Raw genomic sequence first — 21,996 nt, 5'->3', positions numbered from 1 at the left:
TAAGTTTAGACTTATCTATGTACCCCAAGGCCACGTGATAAGTTACCAATACATATATGCTGAACAAAAACATACTTGCCAATGAGCGGAGAATATCGTTTCTGCCCTTTTTTTCAAATTCATTCATGAGATGCGTCAGATTTTTCTGATAGACGAATATAGTCATTAGCCATCCTTTCAAGAAATCAGAATGCGAAAATGATTATATACTGCATTAAGATTAGCTTCGCTGAGCACTTCGTGGTTCCCGCCTGCGTGAGAATGACGACCAGTTTTTACAATCTGTCAATGATAGCCTGTCGAAGGAGCTGTTAAATACGCCTCAAGGTGTTTCGACAAGTTCTTTGTAGGAGTCCTTTGGACAACATGACAGCATTTGAGGTAAAACCGCCTTTGTGATACAACCTATTTTCTTTGGCAATATTTCAACAGTCTATTCCATCTTAAGCCAGGTATACCCTTCTGCTTTGATCTTGATTTTAAGTTGAATTTTATGTGATGCATCTACTACATGACTCGTTTTCTTTCCTGCTTCATCGGTTACAACTACATTACGGGTTATGCCTGCATAATATAAAGGAACTGATATTACCCTTTCTATATCCTGATCCAAGGGGTTATAAACCATTAACAAGCCCTTTGTTTTCAGGCTGGGGTTTACATGTAAAATACCATCCCAATCTCTGCCGTCGGCCCTGCGCAGGTGTATAATGTCGCTATTGAGAATATCGCGGTATTGATTGTACCAATTGATTACGCCTTTTACAATTTCTTTGGTGGCTTCGGTATCATACAAACGGGGGCCACGGTAACAGGCCTGAACCCCTGCCCCATAATATTGCATCATCAACTGTTTATAGTCCTTAAGGTGATCAGCAAGTGGCTCAAGTACGGCTTCTGCCCCTCCTCCCTGATAGGCCGTAAGTGGCACAAAACCCCAGCCCATACTCGGTGTTTTCTCCCAGGTACCGTCAAAAATATTCTGTCGGTTCAAAATCATCTGGTTAGTCCTTGGCAACGAAAAATTCACTTCACGATAGCCAATTGCAATTTTATTGGTACCATCTAAAAAATACCAGTCGGGTGCATTGATGTAAACGCCCCGTTCACTTAACCAGTGGTAAAGTTCTTTTTGCATTTCCATCTGTGTCCATTGGCTATCGGCCAGCCCTTTGTGCCCCGGGTGTGTGGTTGAGGCACATACATCACCAGGGTAAGGCCCGTCGTTTTCCCAGATGTCGAATCCTGTTTTCTTGAAAAAATATTTGATTTTATCGCGATAACTCAAACCCCATTTACTACCAAAACACGGTGCGTTACCGAAAAAGGCACCTCCTGGTTTTCCAGTCAGCGGACTAATCACATCATCTTCATCACTAATTCTTCTGGAACTAAAAAGCGAATAACCGCCGATTTTTATATTTTTAGCATGGGCATATTCGGCAAGGTTTTTCCACTTATGGATATTTAATGCGGTAGAATCTTCCATATTCAGGTGGCTTCCAAAACTTAAAATCAGCGCTTCGTATCCGGTTGCCGCACACTGATCAATGGCATTTTTTACCTGTTGATCGTTCTTGCTCACCAGGTGCATAAAGATTGGATTTTGAGTTGTCCACGGTGCAATAACGCGGTACATTTTACGAATGGCCAAACCCCGTCTTTCCCGATCATAACTATCCATTAAAAGCTCGTTGGTGCGGATAGAGCTGAATACCTCACCTGCAGCGAGTTCAACATTCACGCCCTTATATGGATATACCTCCAATAAACAAGGAGTGGTTTTATCGTAATTCACCTGTGAGGTATAAAGGCTGTCGGCCTTCCAATGCGTACTCTGATCACTTAAACTGTACTTCATGGCATTGTTAAAGGCAAAATTACTTTCGATATAAATACCATGTGGTGTTTTCATTTTATCGGTACCACCCACAACAGCGCTTTCTTCTTCTACTACGCCGAGCACCTCATTTACCACCTGATCAATCTTGATTGGCGCATCTGTTTTATTCTCGACTGTTACCCATTTGGTCATCAATGGAAGTCCATCGTATAATGCATAATTTACCTTAACAAAAACACCGTTTAGTTTAGTGTCTGCGCTTTTATAAGTAAATGTTAATGTTTTGCCTGTTGGATTTTTCTTGTTGGCCGTCCACATGGAGCCTGGTTTCCATTTAATAAACTGTGGCAATGCAGCAATTTCATAAGCCTGGAACTGAAAATCGTTTTCATTCGCTTTCAAACTACCAAGTATGCCTGTAGTAATGTAGGCATTTTCTGTCTGGCCATATAAACCACCAATATTGTATTTTTTGCCGTTAATGCTCACCTGGGCCTCTGGTTTAACTGACCGGAGCAACTGCTCTCCGGTAGTCAGGTTACGAAGATCGGTACAGGCCACATTTGGCGATAAACGGAACACCCGCTTAAGCAGGCCATTGCTTAAAATAATATCTTTTTGATCTGCACTTTTAAAAACAGCTGCAGGATGACCTTCTGCATGAACAAGCCAATCTACAGTACTCAAATTATCCAGGGCGCTTTTCCAAACTGGGATCTGCTGGGCTAAGACTTCGGCAAACCCATAATTTAAAACCACCGCAAACAGCAATATTATTACTTTATAAAGCGGATGGGGATTACCTGCAGGCAATTTGGTTAGTTTCAAGGCGATTGTACTTTTCAGCCCTATTAATTTCAGCATATTCTTGTTGTCAGTCATGCTAAAATATGGAAATTGCGGAGATTTTACGAACGTTTAATGTTTTATCAATAAATCGACTGAAACCCCTAAAAACACCAATAAAAGGACAAATGTTAACATTCCCAAGCTATAAGCAATAATTGCTTTTAGGTAACTTGCTACTTTTTTGCCGTTAAAAAACTGTGCTATAGCCCATGTAGTATAAACTGCCCCTGTAATACCCGAAACTTTCATGAAACTGATTTTACTAAGTCCTTCAGCAATGGCAAAAAGAGAAATGATTAACATGCCAATTCCCATTACAAAGCACAGCAGGATCAATATTTCGAAGAAATTGTAGCTGTATTTTTTAAAAAATAATTTTAACCACAAGGAAATGCAAACACCCATTAAAACATTTGCATAACCATAATGTCCCTGTACCCATTCGAAAATTAAACCGATGCTCGTTTTTTTTACCTCCTTAAACTCAACATAACCATCTTCAATATGAAAGAAATGACTAATCACCGTATAAATTAACGAGCTAACGATGATAAATATAACCGGTTTTACCAAACGGCTGCGGTTCTCAGTAATGAATGTTCTGATATTTTGGCCGGGCCTGATGAGCAGTTCTTTTACGGTAAACAATATTCCTTTTTCGAAATGTAGAATATGTTGTATTTCGTGTAAGATATAGTGCGCATCTACCCTTTTAACATGCACAGGCTGACCACAACGGCCGCAGAAATCATCATTTACAACATGGCTGCAGTTTCTGCAATTGATTAGATCAGGATGCATATAATTTATTGATTAATATTTGTTGTATTACGTAATCTGATCTCATCATTTACCGATTTTAAGGAGATGTAAATAGGCAACCAGGTAATGGGTAGCACCATTGCTGGGATGAATAATACCAATTTTGCCTTGAGAAAAAACAAGGCTAAAGAAATAAGCACTCCTAATATGATAAATCCAATTAAGGCACCCTTTAACTTCGACTTGGTTTTATTTAATTCTGCCAAGCTTAATTCAGACCATTTTTTCATCATTCAAATCTTTTCTATAAAAGTGGATACAAAAATATTTTCAAAGGCTACACTTTAGTGTAAATTTGCTATTAAGCCATCCCTTAAATGAAAGACACCATTACCTCCACTTTGCTAACCAAGAATAAGGTTGAAAAAATATCAACCGAAGATCTTCAGCAGCAAGATTATATGGAAGCTATAAAAGCTTTTGCACGCTTAACCTACGAAAGTGTGTATGTAATCGATTACGAAAAAATGGCGTTTGAGTATGTTTCAGAAAACCCCTTATTTTTATGTGGTTATTCGCCTAACGAAGTTTTGGATTTAGGCTATGAATTTTATTTTAAAAATGTACCTGAAAAGGATCTTACATTATTGAGTCTGATTAACGAAGCGGGATTCGATTTTTTTGCCAAATTACCTGATGAAGAAAAAAAACATTATAGTATCACTTACGATTTTCATCTGATTAACCGGGAAGGTAAACCCACGCTGATTAACCATAAACTTACCCCCTTGTTTTTAACTGGCGAAGGTAAAATGTGGAAAGCGATGTGTATTGTCTCCCTTTCACACCATCAGCAGGCGGGCAATATCTGTATATACAAACAAGGTACTGATGAGCTATGGGCGCTAAATATCGAAAGTAAAATCTGGCAGAAATCAGAGAAACCAAAACTCAGCAAGAGGGAAATCGAAATATTGCAATTGCACGCCCAAGGCTTAACCATTAACCAAATTGCCGAAAAAATATTTGTCGCTCCCGATACCGTAAAGTATTATAGGCGACGGATTTTTGAACGATTGGAAGTGAGTAATATGGTTGAAGCACTTTCACGTGCGGTTAATAGTAAGATGATTTAGCCTTATCCATTTTTATACAATACTTTGGCCGAGGTTTGCAGCCCCGGCCAAAGCCTGGCTTTATTGGCGATCGCTTTATGCGTTCAACCCACCATCAATTGTTAAAAACGAGCCGGTGATGTATCTGGCTTCTTCGCTTGCAATAAAGCTTACAAATGATGCAATATCTTCTACTGTACCATAATCTGGCAAAGCCATACGGGTTCTCAAGAAATCAGCCAATGGTGTATCTGCGGGATTCATATCGGTATTGATTGGTCCGGGCTGAATCAGGTTTACCGTAATTTTTCGGGCACCAAGATCGCGTGCTAAACCGCGTGTAAAACCCTGAAGTGCCGATTTGCTCATGGTATACAAAGTGGTTTCAGGACCAAGAGCGTTATCGCCCATATTGCTGCCAATGGTAATGATCCGGCCGCCTTCGGGCATGCCTTTTACCGCAGCCAAAGCCGCCACAAAAACTGCTTGTACATTAACGGCCATAATTTCGTTATAATCTTCAAGTGTATGTTCTTCAAAGGCTTTGCCAATGTAAATACCGGCGTTATTGATCAGGATATCAATGTGGCCAAAATCGGCAATTGTTTTAACCACTGCGCCAGTTACTTCAGCTGGTAGGGTACTGCTTGCTTTTATCGCCACAGCGAGCCCACCTGCGGCTTCAACCTCAGCCACTACGGCCAAAGCTTTTTCTGGTGAATTTGCATAGGTAAATACCACTTTTGCACCCTCGGCAGCCAATCTTTTTACAATCGCTGCACCTATGCCCCGGCTTCCTCCTGTTACCAAAGCAATTTTATCTGTTAGTTTTTTCATCTGTATTTTTTAAATTTTATGCTAAAGTAAAAGAGATACTTTACATTTGCAGGTAAGCAGCAAATTGTTAGGTACTAACAAAAAAGTAAGAAATGAGGAAAGAAACATCAACCAATGCTTTGAACGAAAAAATGATGATCGACAGCTGTGGCATGTCCTCGTCGCTGGCGGTAATCGGTGGAAGGTGGAAACCCGCTATATTGTGCCGCCTTTCTTATGGTACCATGCGCTATGGTGAACTTAAAAAAGACATTATCGGCATATCAGAAAGAATGTTGGTGGCTCAGTTGAGAGAACTGGAGAAAGACCAGATTATTACCCGGGTTGTTTTTCCTGAAGTGCCGCCAAGGGTAGAATACCGCCTTACCGATTTGGGCCGTACCATGAAACCAATGCTCGATGCGATGTCTGACTGGGGCAATATGTACCGGAAGCACATTAACCAAACACAAGATTTATCTGCTAACGTATTGCAAGACAAATAAATTTTCAATAAAATAATATGCTGTTTTTCGACTGACAAACAGCTGTCATAGGCCTGTCTTAGTTTTGTTCTATTAAATTAATATAACAAGATGTCAGCAACTATGATTACTAAAAGCGAATTATTACAGCATTGGTTAGGCCACAGAAAACTAACCAGAAAAACCATTGAAAAATTTCCCGAGAAAGAATTATTCGAACTTTCGGTCGGTGGAATGAGGCCGTTTTCTTCATTAATTAAAGAGTTGTTATCCATTAATGTTCCTGGTTTAAAAGAAATGGTCACCAGAGAAACAGCTCCCTTTAGCCATGATCTTCCGCTTAATAACAAAGAAGAGCTACTAACAAAATGGGATGAGGATACCCCAAAAATTGTGGAATTCTTTAACCAAATCGCTGAAGATCAGCTTCACGAAACTATTAAATTATTCGGGCAGTACGAGTTTTCGATCATTAGCCACCTTTTGTATTTCATTGATAACGAAATACATCACCGCGGGCAAGGTTTTGTATACTTAAGGGCCTTAGGCATTGAGCCTCCATTTTTCTGGGACCGTTATTAAAAAGCAGGAGACTGTATCATAAAGGCTATTTCACCTCAGATGCTGTCATGTTGTACAAAGGACTCCTACAGGGAGCTTGTCGAAAAGTTTGCGAGACATTTACACGGTTACTCCAACTGGCCACCGTTGATGAACTCCAATAAAAAATCGTAATTGCGAGGAGGAACGACGAAGCAATCTTTCATGCGAGTGTTCCTTGCATAGAGATTGCTTCGTCGGCTAAAAAAGCCTTCTCGCAATGACGATACTTTGAGGGGATTTATTGTCTTTTAAATTCCACTTTCATTTTTATAAAATAAATTATCCCTCAGGATGACAATTCTATATTTATGATACAACCTCTTTGTTATTTATTCTCTTCAAACCAGCTTCCATTATTTCAATCAGCTCGTTGTTTAAATGGGCTGGTTCTATAATCTCGGCAACATCAACAAATTTAACAAACCAGCGCACAAAAGAAACCACAGAAAGGGAACAATCGAAATACATGACCACAAAATCATCTGAAATTTCTTCGCCTGTAAATCCAAAAATCTGCCGTTCCCAATATAGAAAATGTGCGTACTTCCGGTCTACCTTAATTTCGACTTTCATCACATTTTCAGATAGGCTTTTATCCCTGAATTCGTTAATTGGCGGGTGTGCAATAGTAAAGTTTTCTTCAAGCACCAGAACTTTTTTGATCCTGTCTAACCTAAAATTGCGGTAATCATTCCTTAAATGGCAATAGGCTAAAAGATACCAAAGACTGTGTTCGTAGAATACGCCGATTGGCTCTACTGATCTTCCTATCGGATGAATATCACCACCTTTGAGATAATTGATATGGGTTATTTTTTTCTTTAAGGTACTATTGAGTAAAACATCGATAATGTTAGGCAGGTAATCATTAGATTTAAAATCGTTTTTAAGATGTATTGTGTCTTCTAAATGCAGGAAATCTCTTTTTTGATGCACCTGAAAAGAACTTTTTATTTTGATAAGTGCTACCTCAAAATGTTTTTTGATAAACTCGGTTTCATGTTTCTGCATCACTTTTTCGGCAACCATTAAGCTGAGAATTTCTTCCTGACTAAACCTTGATGGCTGTAGCCTAAACCCTTCCATAATCGAATAACCAGATCCTGATTCATTAACGATCGGAATACCGGCAATCTCAAGGGCTTTTAAATCCCTGTAGATCGTTCTTATACTAATTTCGAACCGCTTTTGTAATTCTTCAGTAGTTACTACAGATTTAGATTGCAATAGAAAAAATATCTGTAATATCCGGTCAAATCTTTTGGTAATATCCATTTTTAAAAATGTTGGGTATTTAATTAAACAGCTAATTTATACGGCTTGCCCATTAGGGGAGAAATTGCTTAGGCAGTACCTTTTCTGATGAAGATTTTACAAGTTCAAGAATTCTGTTTTGCCGGGTTTCTGCTCTTTTTGCCAGTACAATCCATTGTAAGATGGCTTTCTTAGCGGATTTACTTAGGCCAAGAAAAAAAATCTTTGCGTTTTTACTGTTTTTAAATTCTAAAGCTAAATCTTTAGGTATTTTAAGTGTTTCTACTGCATCCAAAACTGTCCACGACCCATTTTGTTTGGCCTTTTTAATGGCTTCTAAACCTGCTTTTGCGATAAGTTTTTGTGCCAACAGGCGCTTTACCTTTTCCTTATTGATTTTCGACCAAATGCTTTTGGGTTTCCGTTTACAGAAAAACTGCATAAACCTCTCCTTATCTATGGGCTTTTTTATACTGTCTATCCAGCCGAAACAAAGCGCCTCATCTACAGCTTCGCTCCAGGTAATGCTTGGCAAACCAGAACCTTTTTTGCCATAAACAAGCCATACTGACGATTTAAGCTCATGATTGGTGGCTAACCAATCCCGCCATTCTTTGATGTTGACAGGACAAAAAGTTTCTATATCTTTTACTTTGTTTTCCACTATTTCGCAATTAATAAAATAATTTTCAGGAACATTGATCCGTCAATTATTTTAAACATGCAGCAAATTTAGCAGGCGGAGTGACAACCCTATGGCAGTTGTGATTTTATCTTTTATAAAGATCCTTAGAAAACAATTTTTATTCTGTTTGAGCCGTCAGCGCTCCTTCTTTATCTGGATAATAGATTTCAAAGGCATAAACAAAATAAACGTAATCAATATTAAAGAAAAGGCTGGCCATGCAACAGTGGAGACAGTAGAATACTAATTAAATATAGGCAATGGTTACAATCACCATCCAGATCAAGCTAAACACACCTCCAAAATAAAACATTGGCATGTTTTGTTTCAAGTTTTTCTTAATCAAGGCAGCGTAAATGATCCAACCAAAAAAGGCAATAAAATATAGCGGAACTGCAAATAATAACATAAGATTAAATTGGTAACCAAATATAGCCATTTAATTAATTGAAGCCATAAAATTGGCAAAAATAAACGATCTACAGCGCAACCATAACGCCAAAATTCCAGCCTAACCAACCTTGTGCACCATTTTTAAAATGATGGCTCCAAGCAGGCGCCACTTCCTTTTTATAATTTTCGCCAGGAATAGCTTCTCCCTTCACGTAATATGAATACGCGGGTCCTGCAAAAAAAGCAAGCCTCGACAAAGCATTAAACTGCAGGTTTACCTGGAGCCTGTAAAGGTTGTTTGCTTCTTCAAAATTGCCGAGATATATAGATTGAATGGTTCCTTCGGCGGAGATAGCAAAATGTTTGTTTAATATAAAATCATGACCAAGGCCTAATCCAAAAGTAAATGCTCGGGCAGTATCTGAAAAATTTTTACCCGCAATTAATAAGGTATATAATTTAGCATTTCCGGTTTTAAAGGCGATGTTGGTATTGATTACCTCGTTGTTATATACTGTTATTTTGCGGTAGCCATTATTGGATAGGTTGATCAACCCGATACTGATACCCGATGATGAATCGGCCAGATTTACCACAGCCAGTTGAAAACCGTCCATGTTTTTAGTTTGATTAACCAATCCGGCAAGCTGCATGCCCTTTAAACGGCCTGAGGTTTTATTCAATACACCTGCCAGCTGAACTCCTGTGGTATTTTTGCTCACATTAACCAGTCCGGCTACTTGCACTCCTTTAACATCTTTGCCAGCAAGATTGCCCACCCCGGCCAATTGCGCTCCGCTAACCTTACTTTCTACCCTATTTAATAAACCGGCCACCTGCAAACCATCTACATTCATATTTACATCGTTGTAGGCACCCGAAAATTGAGTTCCTTTTACTGATCCGCCAACTACATTGAACAAGCCCGCTACCTGAATCTTTTTAATATCGCCTTTGGTTAAATTAAACGCACCCGCTATTTCAAAGCCATTTGTTCCGGCAGTATAACCACCAAGTACATTTAAAGATGCCTTGTTTACTACACTAGAACTCATGCTGCCATGCGAACTTAAGCCAGGGGTAAACGATGCCTGAAAAGGTGTTTGTGCCAAAAAATCTGGAATATTAAGATTCTGGATGCGTTGCTTTGAGGAAAGCAAAAAACGCCATATGCCACGTCCACCAAAAGTATTGGTGAAAAATGCACCTTTTTCTTTGTCCGGATCTTCGTATTTCTCAGGCTTTATATTAATATCAGCCAGGAAAACCAGGGCAGTATCGCGATAGGTTTCTTTACTTGCCGTTAAAATCACACCATTGTGCTCGCCTCTAAAACGCAGGGTAAAATAACCGTTGTTATCTGTAAGTGCAGCCTGAAGCAGTTTTTTTTCGTAGACACTGGCCTGTTTAACTTTACTACCGGTTCGGATATCAACCACGTAACCGCTTATTGCATATTCATTGTCGCCGTTGGCAATATGCTCTGCTTCTATTGTTAAATGATTTACGGCATAGCGAAGAATGATGTATTCGGCATTTTCTTTATAATCTACCTTACCATCAAATAGCTGATCTAAAACTTCACGTACCGGAACATTTTTAACATTCAGGCTAACCAGGCTATCCTGTCGGAACAGTACACCATTATAAGAAAAATAGAACCCGCCAGCTTTGCTGATCATCTGCAAAACATTGCCAACCCGTTCCTGCTTAACATTTAAGCTTACTCCTTTGGATAAATTCCTTCTATAATCGACTGTGGCAACCTGTGCGTAACAATAGCCCGAAATAAAGAGTAATAAAATAATTAGTCCTGTCTTCATTATTTTTTAGCAGACAACAAAATGGTGTTGCCGTTACGGGATAACTGTAAATTTAAGGTTTGGCAGATAATTTCAAGATTCTGGTTTACCGATCCCATTTTTAAAGTGGTATTAATTGTTAAGCCTTTAATCTTTTCATCCAAAATAATGTTGCTTCCATAAGCCTCATTCAAAGTAACTATCAGCTTGGATAAAGAAATGTTATTCGCCTGAAATAGATTGCTACGATAGTAATTGTAGAGCTGATCGGTGCTTTGTTCTTTTACCAGTTTACGGGTATTGCCGTCGATATGGATTTTTTCGCCCTTATAAAGCTTAATCTCATCATTGGCCAGGCGAACCTTTACAATTCCGGTTTCTACATTAATTTCGGTATCCTTTTTTATATGCTTAATATTGAAAGACGTACCCACTACTTCTACACTTACCTTTTCGATATCAATTATAAAAGGATGCGTTTTATCTTTGGCTACATCAAAAAACACGTCACCTTGTTCCAACTTCAGTTTTCTGTTGTTTTTAAAGTTAGCGGCATAGCTTATTTTGGTATTCTTGTTTAACGTAAGTGCCGATCCATCAGGTAAGGTTTCGGTACGTACCTGGTAGGTAGCCGTGAGTTCGGTATATTTTCCGGGGCCATATAAACTATATGCGATCCATCCCCCAACGGCAATAAACAAAACTGCTGCTATCCTTAGCCAGACTCTACTGGCATTTAACCGTTTGCTGTTGTCGCTCTCTGGTTTTAAATCTGCTCTTCTCGCCTTAAAACTTGCCCATGCCTGCTCTTCATCCCTTTTGTTATCGTTTTTTAAGGTATTGCTTACCTGCCAGATGGTTTCCAGCTGGGTAAAATGCTTTTTATTGGCTTCAGCAGCGTTTAGCCACTTTTCTACCTTTTCGTTTTCTTCTATAGTACTTTCTTTTAGAAGAACCTTTATCAATAATTCATCAGTCATGCGCTTTCTTCTAATTAAAAAAATCGTTGTAATACCATAATCCGAGTAAAATAAACACCAGGAAGTCGGCAAGTTTTAGTCTTAAAATCCTTAAAGCCTTTCCCATTTGATTTTCTACCGTTTTGATTGACAGACCTAAATGATCGGCAATTTCGCGGTATTTCAATTCTTCGAACCTGCTCATTTGAAAAATGGTGCGGCATTGTTCTGGTAAATGGCTCAGGGCATCTCTTAAATGTTGCTGTAGTTCAGTAAATTCGATTTTTGCAGCAGCAGGTTCATGTTCTGTATTCATGGTGTGTACCGTAAATTCCTGGTATTTGCTTTTGGTTTTTTCCTGTTTAATGTAATTTAAACTATCGTTGTAAACACATTTGTAGAGGTATGCTTTTATAGATTGTATTTTAAGGTTCTCTCTTTTTTCCCAAAACTTTAAGAACATTCCCTGTACAATTTCTTCAGCAACATCTTCATCTTTTAAAATCACCTGAGCATAAGCGTGCAGTGCATTGTAATGCGTTTTGAACAAATGTTCAAATGCGGCATCATCATGGTATTGATGGCTGATTTCGGAAGCTACTACTGTTAATTCCACGGGTTTAATTGTAATCAAATATATATCTTTTAATAATTGAATGAGAGAAGGACATATTGATTGAATGAGAGAAGGACTGAATAAGAGAATATTAGCTAGTGCACAAATTCAATCATTCAAAATTCAGTCATTCAATAATTCATTTTTAAAAACTAATTGCCAAACCACCTGTATATCCTAAAAACAGGGCATGTAAGGTATTGTCTTTTCTATCCCAGCTTTTCACATAGTGTTTCTGTAGGGTTTTTCCTTCTTCGGTATTGGTTGATACAAAATTGAACGATGGTCCTGCAAAAATTTCTAAATTCTGGCCTATCCTAAGCGAAGGCAGTAACTGAAACGTAGATTTGAAATAATTGCCACGTTTAAAGTTTTGTAATGAACCCGATGTAAGTTCTGCATTTAACCTAAAGTGTTCTGATTGAAAAAAGTGAGCACCCAAACCTGCTTCGAAAGCATAAACCTCATCTTTATTTTTAAAGTTATAACCAGCTCCGATAATACCATATAATACTTTCCCGCCCGATCTGAATGTGGCCATGGTTGTTAAATTCTGGTTGGTAGTTAAAGCAATACTTTTCTCGCCATTTTTAACAATATTGATAATCCCGATCGGATAATCGCTGCTATCGGCCACGTTAATAAAACCAGCAAGCTGAACGCCTTTCACTTTCTTTGCCACATTGATAAAACCTGCAATTTGCGATCCTTTTACATCGGCGGCTTTATTCATAAAACCTGCAACCTGCACTGCAGAAACATTTTTCGAAGTCAAGTTCATAAAACCAGCTACCTGTGCACCACTGTTTTCTTTTGAGATATTGGCGAAACCTGCAATAGCGGCCCCATTTCCTCCACCATAAGTATTGATGAAACCTGCAAACTGTGCCCCACTTGCTTGGCCACCAATGTGGTTAGAAAAACCTGCCAACTGTGTACCGCTTGCATTTTTACGCACGATATTGGAAAGGCCTGCAAATGAGAGCCCTTTTTCTGCTGCCGAAACACCAACCAAAGCGTTTAAAGAAAATACATTTGTATCTAGTGTTGCATGGGTTCCGTTTGTGCTTACTGGGTATACAAAACCCACATTTACTTTACCTTTTTTGCCTTCTTGTGCAAAACCATTTAAACCTGTGCTTAATAGTATAGCTAAACCCAATGCTTTAACACCAGATGCTTTTTTGAAATTGATGCATGCCGTAAAGCTGTTTTTAATTTTTGTCGAAGTTGTGTCCATTTCTGTATAATTTTAAAATGAGACAACAAACACGACACTTACCCCTACGTGCAGCAAAAAAATATTTCTTGCTCCCCAATATTATTAAAAGTCTTTTTTTAACAGCTGAAAACGATAAATTAAAAGTTTACTAGCATAATATAAAATATAAACGCCTAAATCAGCTATAATATTGATCTCACCAAACCGCCTTCTACCCTAATGGCGGCACCATTGGTTCCGGAGGCTAACGGACTTACATAAAAAGTAACCGCATTTGCAATTTCACTCACATCAAGAAAGCGTTGCAGTAAGGAAGTAGGCCGCATGTTCTTAAAGAAATCAGCTTCTACCTCAGCAATAGTGATGTTTCCATTTTTGGCTAAATCTTCAATAAAAGTTCCAACCCCTTTTGATTTGGTAGGGCCGGGCAAAATTGAATTGACGGTTACCCCGGTGCCTTGGGTTAATTCTGCCAAACCTCGGCTAACCGCCAGCTGTGCAGTTTTAGTCATGCCATAGTGGATCATTTCATCCGGGATAAACACGGCCGATTCGCTGGAGATAAAAATAATCCTGCCCCAATTTTTCTTTAACATTTTGGGGAATAGCTGCCGCGACAACCTGATTCCACTCATTACGTTAACTTCGAAAAACCTAAACCAATCGTCATCACTGATCTCTTCAAAAGCTTTAGGTTCAAAAATGCCTGCGTTATTGATCAGAATATCTATCTCTGGAAGTTTATCGATCAGGTCATTTACTTCATCGGCTTTCGAAAAATCAGCAGCTATTCCTGAAATAAATTCGTTCCCGGCAATACCTTGCAACGATTTGACTGCATCGTCTACGCTGCTTTGCGACCGGCCATTGATAACTACTTTTACACCTTCTTTTAGTAAACTTTCGGCAATTGCGAATCCGATCCCAGCGGTAGAGCCGCTTATAAAAGCCGTTTTATGCTTTAATTGTAAATCCATTTTTCCTTTTTAATAATGTTTATACCAAAATAATTATTGCCCTAGGGTTATACAAACTGAACAATTTTTTGGATAAAAAGTGTCATAGGAATATGCTAAAATGAATGGCAAGGCTACAAAAATCGGTATTGTTTCGAACACGGACAGGTTAAAGCAAGAAATGCCAAAATAGCCTCCCCTATCATTTGCCGTTAAAAAAGAGCCCTTGTAATTAGTGAAGATAATAACTAGTTATTGATCTGTCTTCTGATCCTGGATAAAGATTGCGGCGTGATGCCCAAATAAGAAGCTACATCTGTTAATGATACGCGTAGGGCAATGTCGGCCTGACGGGCAACAAACAATCGGTATCTATTGGCAGAATCCTGCCCCAAATAGGCATTTCGGATATTGATCTTGTCTATTAAAGCTTGTTGTGTAATCTGATCAATAGCTGTTTTAAGATATGGCACCTGTTCGTAAAGTTTCAAAAGCGCTGTTCTGCTAATGCCTAAAACCTCACAATTGCAGGCTGCCTGTATACACTCCTCCGCCGGTATCTGCTTATGGAAACTATTCAATATCGTACAAAACTGGTTTTCCTTTAAAAAATAATGGGTCACTTCATTCCCTTTTTCATTTCGGATAACAATCCGGAGTACGCCCTCAATAATAAAAAAAAGTTCTTTGCTAATACTGCCAGGCTGGGAGAGCGCTTCTCCCTCTTTAAACGTTTTGCGATTAAAGGCTTCCGCGATATACTGTTCTTCTGCTGCCGAAATTTGATGGTACAGTTTCAGGTAGCTGATAAGTTTGTTCGGCATTGGGATTTATATATGGTATGGAATTGAGTTGAACAAAAATACAGGCTCAGACCGTTTTTACCAATTGGTAAGTGGATTGGTCGTTAATATCTCAAAATTTGCACTTCAATTTACAACATCATGAAAATAAAAGCAAATGAATTTACACTGAAAGGAAAAACAGTGATCATATTAGGTGGAAGCTCAGGCCTAGGTTTTGCAACCGCACAGGCTGCAGCGCACGATGGTGCAAAAGTGGTAATTGTTTCCGGTAATGAAAACAGGATTAATGAGGCGTTAAAATCCTTGCCCGAAAACTGCAAAGGCTTTGCCGTAGATCTGAGTAAAGAAGAAAACATTAAACAGTTTTTTAATTCAGTCGAACCTTTCGATCACCTGGTATATACCGCGGGAGAAAATATAGTATTGAATACGATTAATGAAACTAGCCTGGATGATGCCCGTCAGTTTTTCACATTAAGGTATTGGGGTGCTTTTGCTGCAGTTAAATATGCAGCAAAGAAGATTAAGGCGGGCGGTTCTATTAACTTAACAGGAGGTATTGCCAGCCCAAGACCAAGTGCCGGATGGGGCGTAGCGGCCAGTATTTGTGGCGCCATGGAAGGTTTTACCCGTGCAATGGCTGTAGAACTGGCACCACTGCGTATAAATTCGGTATCGCCAGGCGTGGTTAAAACCAATTTATGGAACAGCATGAGCGATGAGGATAGAAATAACCTCTATGTTGGTGTAGGTGAACGTTTACCTGTAAAGCGCGTTGGTGAAGCCAGCGATATCGCACAGGCATTTTTATACACCATGAAACAACAATATGCCACAGGGCAAGTAATTGTGGTAGACGGTGGTTCGGTATTGGTGTAAACCACGATAAAGAAATCGTCATTTCGATCAGCGTGTAACGCAATCTGGAAACCAGGTAGTGCTTAGCGAAGCTGAATCTATTGAGATCTCCCCATTTCATTACGTTTCACCCGATAGCTCTGGGATCGAAATGACGACTTTCAGGGATGCCAAAATATCACGCATTTTGCCGTTTTAATGCTTTAAGTTGCGTGGCCAATAATACCCCTCCAAGTGCAGCGGTGAGAAAAATACCTTCAAAAATCAACAATCGTTTTTTCTTTTTAAAGCCGCGGTAAAAGGTATGTGCTGCAATAATCCCCAGGCCAACAAAGTCTATGTCTCTTTGTACTCTTTTCGACGAATCTTTACTTTTAATCAGCACAATGCGCAATAATTTATCAATTAAACTGATGTTTTGAGAAACACCTTTTCTAATCTGTGCTTTACTTGCCGAAGCGCCCAATTTCTTAGCCGCAGTTTGTAATCCTGTAGTGGTTATCTCGTTAATCAAATGTGTTTTGGTATCTTTTTTTTCCATATTGCTTCTATAGGTCCTATTATTTCAACCCGATATAAAGGGATATGGTTTTGATTATTTGAGAACGATGTGAATAACCATTGTTATTTAAGAGAGAATCACCAGATCGATGTCTTTCATTGCCAGGTTTTTCAATAAACCATTAAAAACTGCAGTACGCAGAATGACCTGGAAAATATTAAGATGGGGTTTCCCAATGCAAATGGTGGTAATTTCTTTCGCGTTGGCAATATCGATGATGGTTTTGGTTATCACATTACTCTTTATTTTGATTACTTCGGCCCCAAGTTCGGTAGCCAGTTTAAAATGATTAATCAGATGGCGCTGCTTATCGAGTTTAATACGTTCCATGCTTTCACTATCGCTCTGCACATACAGTACAATCCATGGCGATCGGTAATAGGAGGCCAGCCTTGCTGTTTTCCGGATCACCACTCCTGCGGTTTCGGCATTAGAAGAAATACAGGCTAAAAAACGTTCGGGCCGAAGCTTGATTGATTTTGGAATTTCGGTCTGGATTTTCCGTTCTACCTGGTGCACCACTTCTTTTAAGGCCAGTTCGCGCAACTGAAGAATTTTATCAGACTGAAAAAAATTGCCAAGTGCCCTTTCAATTTTTGATTGATCGTAAATTTTGCCTTCTTTAAGGCGGGTAACCAATTCGTCGGCGGTAAGGTCGATATTTACGATTTCATCGGCAATTTCCAATATCTTATCCGGGATACGTTCGGTAACCACTATTCCGGTAATCTGCTCAATTTCCTCATTAATGCTTTCCAGGTGCTGGATATTAACAGCCGAGATCACGCTGATTCCCGCCTCAAGCAGATCGAAAACATCTTGCCAACGTTTAGTATTTTTGCTGCCCTCGGCATTGGTATGAGCAAGTTCATCAACAATAACAATCTCAGGATGGCGGTTCATAATTCCTTTCAAATCCATTTCTTCGATTTCTTTGCCACGATAGAAGATTTTCCTTCGTGGAATAATGGGAAGGCCTGCAACAAGGGCTTCTGTTTCTGCTCTTTTGTGGGTTTCAACGTAGCCGATATAAATGTCTACCCCATTCCGCAACAGCGCATGAGATTCCTGGAGCATCCGGTAAGTCTTGCCCACACCGGCACTCATGCCGATATAGACCTTGAGCTTTCCGCGCCTGGATTTTTTAACCAGATCCAAAAAATGCCTGACCGATTCTTCTTTTTGTTCTTCTTCCATGATCATGTACTTTTCAGCTGTTTAATTTTAGTTCGAATAGTGGGTCGTCATCTCGACTGAAGCGCAGCGCAATGGAGAGATCTTTGAACTATGTTACCGAAAAGTTTAAAGATTTCTCCATTACGCTACCGATGAAAAATCGGTAAACTTCAGTCGAAATGACGATATTATTTCTTTTAAATTTAAATGTCACTTATATTGATTTATAAAATAAATCGCTCTCAGGATGACAAATCTTAAAGAGTAATCGTCGTTCCCGCGCAAGCGAATCGTATTAAAATGAAACCGCTATACTCGCTGTAAGGGCTGCATTCGCATTTACCGCAGTGCCTTCTCTTGCAAATATTTTGTCTTTACTATCATAGGCTTTTCCCTCCAATCTGATTACTGCATTTGCTATGGGCGAATAATCAAGGTTTAACGAGTAACCCTTGGTTTTAAAACCTTCTGGCGTTCCGGTTGCAATAAAAATTCCGTTTTTATCTTCATAATATTCGAATCTTCCGGCAACTGCCCATTTTGGTGCAAATTTATATTGTAGAATTGCTACTGGTGAGATCACCTCATTTTTATCATTACTTCCTTTTTGTTTCTGCTGCGTTCCGTAATCAAATCCAAGGGTTACGCCAAATTTATCGGTAAGCTGAAAAATGCCATAAATGTTGTGGTAAAACCTATTTACCCTAACCGAATCAACGCCCTCCGTTCCAAGATAATTGCTGTAGTTTACCGTAATCTTAGCTGTAGGTTTCCAACTTAATTGAAGTCCGCCTGCGGGCTTGTCGTTTCCATTTTGGCGGGTAATGCGCTGCCATCCATTCAGGTAAAGTGCTGTTGCTGTAAATTTGCCATCTTTGGTACCATAGGTAATTTTCGCGCCCGACTCGTAATAAGGGGTATTCTCAGAAGAAATATTCCTGGTGAGTACCCAACAGTCTTTCGAAACCGCACCTTCAAAGCCAATATGCGAAGAAAAGATTCCAGCGTCAATCCAAAGGTTTTCCGACTTCGATAATTTTACGCCTGCATTGGCCTCGAAGATATTTTTTAATACCCCAGGTTCGGCAGCAAGATTGGCATTGGCATAAGTTCCGGCCATGACTGCTAAGTTTGCGCGGATATTTCCTGTATCGTAGGCGGCTTTAATAAATCCAAGGTTCAGGTTTACCTCGTTTGCACGGTTATGTGAATAAATAAAACCCGGGCGGTTATGATCGACTGATTTGTTAAAATCGTATCCATAATAGGCCTCAAGGTAACCCGTTACTTTAATTTTAGGTTCATCCTGTGCTTTTGCAAAAATTGTGGTGGCAAGTGTAGCGGCAAGTAATAATAATTTTTTCATCTGTATTCTATTATTTTTATCTGATTGTTTTTATTGGGGTAACACTGTGTCGTCATTCCCGCGCAGGCGGGAATCTTAATGCATATAAATTAGCATTACGATTATCTTCGATGAGCACTGCGTGGTTCCCAATCAAGTTGGGAATGACGAGCTCGCGTAAAACAACTAATTAAAGCTCATCAAGGGCAAGGTTTAATTTCAACACATTTACCGATGAGGGTCCAAAAACACCCATAAACGGTTTAAGGGTATTCATGGCAATAAGTTCTTTCACCTTTTTCGCGTCTATATTTCTGGCTTTTGCTACCCTCTGGATCTGAATTTCAGCACCTTGCTCGGAAATATTTGGATCAAGCCCGCTTCCTGATGCAGTAACCATATCGGCAGGGATATCTGATTTTTTGATGCCCGGATTGTATTTTAATAAGGTATCAATACGCGACTGCACCTCTTTTAAATAATCGGGGTTGGATGGCCCTTTGTTAGAACCTGCAGAACCCGCTGCATTATATGTAACTGCTGATGGTCTTCCCCAGAAATATTGCGGTTTGCTAAACGATTGACCCAACAAGGCATAACCGACTGTTTTACCATTTTTGGTGATTTTTTCTCCTCCACCGTTTCCTTTAGACATTTTGCCAAGAAAGGCCACAGTAATTGGATATACTACGCATAACAGTACCAATAGGACTAGGGTTAAGCGGATAGATTGAATGATATACTTTTTCATTTTTATATTCTTTTAATTTTTTTTATGCGATTCGTCATTCCCAACTTGATTGGGAATCTTAATGCAATAGATTTAAGATTCCCGCCTACGCGGGAATGACGAATACTTTACACAAATAAGCCAACCAATAAATCGATTATTTTAATCCCAATAAATGGGGCTACTACTCCACCAATACCATATATAAATAGGTTTCTGCGCAATAAAGCAGTTGCGCCGATGGGTTTGTAAGCCACACCTTTTAATGCCAGTGGAATCAGGATCGGGATAATGATGGCGTTAAAAATCACAGCCGACATGATTGCCGATTCTGGTGAGTGCAGCCCCATAATATTCAGGCTTTGCAATGCAGGAATTGAAGCGATAAACAATGCCGGAACGATGGCGAAATACTTGGCCACATCATTCGCGATGGAAAACGTAGTCAGCGTACCACGTGTAATTAGTAACTGTTTACCAATTTCTACGATCTCGATCAGTTTAGTTGGGTCGTTATCCAAATCAACCATATTACCGGCTTCTTTTGCAGCCTGTGTTCCACTGTTCATGGCTACACCAACATCTGCCTGTGCTAAGGCAGGTGCATCATTGGTTCCATCCCCCATCATGGCTACCAGTTTACCTAAGTTCTGTTCGTCTTTGATGTAGTTCATTTTATCCTCGGGTTTGGCCTCAGCAATAAAATCGTCAACACCAGCTTTCTCTGCGATATATCTAGCTGTTAATGGATTATCACCCGTAACCATCACGGTTTTCACACCCATTTTCCTTAAACGTTCGAAACGTTCGCTGATCCCTGGTTTAATAATATCCTGAAGTTCGATTACGCCAAGGGCCTTTTCATTTTCAGACACTACAAGTGGTGTTCCTCCATTGGTAGCAATGGCCTTTACATGATTTTCGATATCGAAAGGAAAAATATTTCCAGCTTTTTCTACAATATTCCTGATCGAATCGAAAGCCCCTTTTCTAATTCTTCTTCCGTCAAGGGTATCTAATCCACTTGAGCGGGTTTCGGCGGTAAATTTTATAAAAGTAGATCCCTGAGGTGTTCCGGCAGATTTAACCCCCTGCTCAGCAGCAAGTTCTATGATTGATTTTCCCTCTGGGGTCTCATCCGCTAAAGAGCTCAGCACACAGGCATCAGTAAAAGCTTTAATGTTTACACCTGCAGTTGGATAAAAATTGGTCGCTTTACGGTTACCAATAGTGATTGTTCCGGTTTTATCTAAAAGCAATACGTCAATATCACCTGCAGTTTCTACCGCTTTACCCGATTTGGTAATTACATTGGCTCTTAGCGCCCTGTCCATTCCGGCAATACCAATGGCAGATAAAAGTCCGCCTATGGTGGTTGGGATCAGACATACAAACAGCGAGATCAGTGCAGCAATGGTAATCGGCGTATTGGCATAATCGGCAAAAGGTTTCAGCGTTACACATACGATGATAAACACCAGGGTAAAACTGGCCAGTAAAATGGTTAAAGCAATTTCGTTTGGTGTTTTCTGACGCGATGCACCTTCAACCAAGGCAATCATCTTATCTAAAAAGCTTTCGCCTGGGGCAGTACTCACCTGAACTTTAATCTCATCAGATAATACTTTTGTACCGCCTGTTACCGAAGATTTATCACCACCTGATTCGCGTATTACAGGAGCAGACTCACCGGTAATGGCCGATTCGTCAATAGTGGCAATACCTTCAATAATCTCTCCATCAGTTGGAATGGTATCGCCTGTTTCGCAAATAAACACATCTCCTTTTTTTAGCTGGCTGGATGAACGGATTTCGATGGTTCCGTTGGCCAAAAGTACTTTTGCAGGTGTTTCTTCTCTTGTTTTACGCAGACTGTCGGCCTGTGCCTTACCTCTTGCCTCTGCAATGGCCTCGGCGAAGTTTGCAAACAGCACAGTAAGCAATAAAATTAAAAAGATGAAGAAATTGTATAAAGGTGATCCTTGTCCGCTATGGCTAAAAGAGTACACAGTAACATAAGCCATTACCAGTGTTCCGATTTCGACAGTAAACATGACCGGATTGCGGACCATTACCCTTGGATCTAGTTTGATAAAAGATTGTTTTAGTGCGGTCTGCACCAAGGCAGGTTCGAACAATTTATTATTGGGTTTCATTTG

Annotated in this window: 22 protein-coding genes; 4 read left to right on the top strand and 18 right to left on the bottom strand. The window is 39.6% G+C overall.

From position 1 onward, the window contains the following. Positions 1 to 433 precede the first annotated feature (433 nt). From LQ227_RS25300 to LQ227_RS25290, 3 genes are read right to left on the bottom strand one after another with little or no spacing between them, the layout of a single operon-like run. On the bottom strand, positions 434 to 2,707 hold the full coding sequence (locus LQ227_RS25300) for an alpha-galactosidase (RefSeq protein ID WP_230151889.1): 2,274 nt from the start codon (positions 2,705 to 2,707) through the stop codon (positions 434 to 436). 54 nt (positions 2,708 to 2,761) lie between these two features. Further along, the gene (locus LQ227_RS25295) at positions 2,762 to 3,493 is read right to left on the bottom strand and encodes a DUF3667 domain-containing protein (RefSeq protein ID WP_230151887.1); all 732 of its coding nucleotides are present in this window, start codon (positions 3,491 to 3,493) and stop codon (positions 2,762 to 2,764) included. Positions 3,494 to 3,498: 5 nt separating this feature from the next. Continuing rightward, the gene (locus tag LQ227_RS25290; protein WP_230146386.1) at positions 3,499 to 3,747 is read right to left on the bottom strand and encodes a hypothetical protein; all 249 of its coding nucleotides are present in this window, start codon (positions 3,745 to 3,747) and stop codon (positions 3,499 to 3,501) included. 84 nt (positions 3,748 to 3,831) lie between these two features. Between LQ227_RS25290 and LQ227_RS25285 the strand changes: the two genes are divergently transcribed. Beyond that, positions 3,832 to 4,590 carry a response regulator transcription factor gene (locus LQ227_RS25285; protein ID WP_230151885.1) on the top strand — a complete coding sequence of 253 codons (759 nt, stop codon included), beginning with the start codon at positions 3,832 to 3,834 and terminating at the stop codon, positions 4,588 to 4,590. 75 nt (positions 4,591 to 4,665) lie between these two features. Here the strand turns inward: LQ227_RS25285 and LQ227_RS25280 are convergent, their stop codons facing one another. Continuing rightward, positions 4,666 to 5,406, bottom strand: a complete 741-nt coding sequence (locus LQ227_RS25280) for an SDR family NAD(P)-dependent oxidoreductase (protein ID WP_230146388.1) — start codon at positions 5,404 to 5,406, stop codon at positions 4,666 to 4,668. 92 nt (positions 5,407 to 5,498) lie between these two features. Here LQ227_RS25280 and LQ227_RS25275 point away from each other — a divergent pair, with 92 nt between their 5' ends. Together LQ227_RS25275 and LQ227_RS25270 are read left to right on the top strand one after the other, a co-directional pair. Continuing rightward, positions 5,499 to 5,891, top strand: a complete 393-nt coding sequence (locus LQ227_RS25275; protein WP_230146389.1) for a helix-turn-helix domain-containing protein — start codon at positions 5,499 to 5,501, stop codon at positions 5,889 to 5,891. Between the two features lie 102 nt (positions 5,892 to 5,993). Continuing rightward, on the top strand, positions 5,994 to 6,452 hold the full coding sequence (locus LQ227_RS25270) for a DinB family protein (RefSeq protein WP_230151882.1): 459 nt from the start codon (positions 5,994 to 5,996) through the stop codon (positions 6,450 to 6,452). A 327-nt stretch (positions 6,453 to 6,779) separates the two neighbouring features. Here LQ227_RS25270 and LQ227_RS25265 read toward each other — a convergent pair whose 3' ends face one another. The 9 genes from LQ227_RS25265 to LQ227_RS25225 form a co-directional block, all read right to left on the bottom strand. Then, positions 6,780 to 7,748 carry a YafY family protein gene (locus LQ227_RS25265; protein ID WP_230146391.1) on the bottom strand — a complete coding sequence of 323 codons (969 nt, stop codon included), beginning with the start codon at positions 7,746 to 7,748 and terminating at the stop codon, positions 6,780 to 6,782. Between the two features lie 52 nt (positions 7,749 to 7,800). Next, the gene (locus LQ227_RS25260) at positions 7,801 to 8,391 is read right to left on the bottom strand and encodes a YdeI family protein (protein ID WP_230151880.1); all 591 of its coding nucleotides are present in this window, start codon (positions 8,389 to 8,391) and stop codon (positions 7,801 to 7,803) included. A gap of 268 nt (positions 8,392 to 8,659) precedes the next feature. Next, positions 8,660 to 8,821: a hypothetical protein gene (locus tag LQ227_RS25255; protein ID WP_230151878.1), complete on the bottom strand. Its 162-nt coding sequence runs from the start codon at positions 8,819 to 8,821 to the stop codon at positions 8,660 to 8,662. Between the two features lie 70 nt (positions 8,822 to 8,891). Beyond that, complete coding sequence (locus tag LQ227_RS25250; RefSeq protein WP_230151876.1) at positions 8,892 to 10,628, bottom strand: STN and carboxypeptidase regulatory-like domain-containing protein; 1,737 nt, start codon at positions 10,626 to 10,628, stop codon at positions 8,892 to 8,894. Continuing rightward, a complete protein-coding gene (locus LQ227_RS25245; protein ID WP_230151874.1) occupies positions 10,628 to 11,587 on the bottom strand; it encodes a FecR family protein in 960 nt (319 codons plus the stop codon). Before LQ227_RS25245 ends, LQ227_RS25250 begins: the two co-directional genes overlap by 1 nt. Positions 11,588 to 11,597: 10 nt before the next feature. Beyond that, a complete protein-coding gene (locus LQ227_RS25240) occupies positions 11,598 to 12,200 on the bottom strand; it encodes an RNA polymerase sigma-70 factor (RefSeq protein ID WP_230146712.1) in 603 nt (200 codons plus the stop codon). Positions 12,201 to 12,327: 127 nt separating this feature from the next. Then, positions 12,328 to 13,422 carry a hypothetical protein gene (locus LQ227_RS25235; protein WP_230146397.1) on the bottom strand — a complete coding sequence of 365 codons (1,095 nt, stop codon included), beginning with the start codon at positions 13,420 to 13,422 and terminating at the stop codon, positions 12,328 to 12,330. A gap of 164 nt (positions 13,423 to 13,586) precedes the next feature. Then, the gene (locus LQ227_RS25230) at positions 13,587 to 14,381 is read right to left on the bottom strand and encodes an SDR family NAD(P)-dependent oxidoreductase (protein WP_230146398.1); all 795 of its coding nucleotides are present in this window, start codon (positions 14,379 to 14,381) and stop codon (positions 13,587 to 13,589) included. 227 nt (positions 14,382 to 14,608) lie between these two features. Next, on the bottom strand, positions 14,609 to 15,184 hold the full coding sequence (locus LQ227_RS25225; protein ID WP_230146399.1) for a Crp/Fnr family transcriptional regulator: 576 nt from the start codon (positions 15,182 to 15,184) through the stop codon (positions 14,609 to 14,611). 120 nt (positions 15,185 to 15,304) lie between these two features. Between LQ227_RS25225 and LQ227_RS25220 the strand changes: the two genes are divergently transcribed. Further along, positions 15,305 to 16,045 carry an SDR family oxidoreductase gene (locus tag LQ227_RS25220; protein WP_230146400.1) on the top strand — a complete coding sequence of 247 codons (741 nt, stop codon included), beginning with the start codon at positions 15,305 to 15,307 and terminating at the stop codon, positions 16,043 to 16,045. Between the two features lie 157 nt (positions 16,046 to 16,202). Here the strand turns inward: LQ227_RS25220 and LQ227_RS25215 are convergent, their stop codons facing one another. The 5 genes from LQ227_RS25215 to kdpB all read right to left on the bottom strand — a co-directional run bounded on the left by LQ227_RS25215 (position 16,203) and on the right by kdpB (position 21,993). Then, the gene (locus LQ227_RS25215) at positions 16,203 to 16,565 is read right to left on the bottom strand and encodes a hypothetical protein (protein ID WP_230146401.1); all 363 of its coding nucleotides are present in this window, start codon (positions 16,563 to 16,565) and stop codon (positions 16,203 to 16,205) included. An 87-nt stretch (positions 16,566 to 16,652) separates the two neighbouring features. Continuing rightward, positions 16,653 to 17,783, bottom strand: coding sequence for a sensor protein KdpD (locus LQ227_RS25210; protein WP_230146402.1), 1,131 nt, complete (start codon positions 17,781 to 17,783; stop codon positions 16,653 to 16,655). A gap of 274 nt (positions 17,784 to 18,057) precedes the next feature. Beyond that, complete coding sequence (locus LQ227_RS25205; RefSeq protein WP_230151871.1) at positions 18,058 to 19,128, bottom strand: porin; 1,071 nt, start codon at positions 19,126 to 19,128, stop codon at positions 18,058 to 18,060. Between the two features lie 169 nt (positions 19,129 to 19,297). Then, positions 19,298 to 19,858 carry a K(+)-transporting ATPase subunit C gene (locus LQ227_RS25200; protein ID WP_230151869.1) on the bottom strand — a complete coding sequence of 187 codons (561 nt, stop codon included), beginning with the start codon at positions 19,856 to 19,858 and terminating at the stop codon, positions 19,298 to 19,300. 107 nt (positions 19,859 to 19,965) lie between these two features. After that, entirely contained in the window at positions 19,966 to 21,993 is a 2,028-nt protein-coding gene (kdpB, locus tag LQ227_RS25195; RefSeq protein ID WP_230151867.1) for a potassium-transporting ATPase subunit KdpB, read from the bottom strand. Positions 21,994 to 21,996: the final 3 nt, after the last annotated feature.

Source organism: Pedobacter sp. Bi27 (genome assembly GCF_918698255.1).
Taxonomy (GTDB): domain Bacteria; phylum Bacteroidota; class Bacteroidia; order Sphingobacteriales; family Sphingobacteriaceae; genus Pedobacter.
Note: the sequence above shows the minus strand (reverse complement) of the source record. Positions and strands in the feature narration are given on the sequence as shown.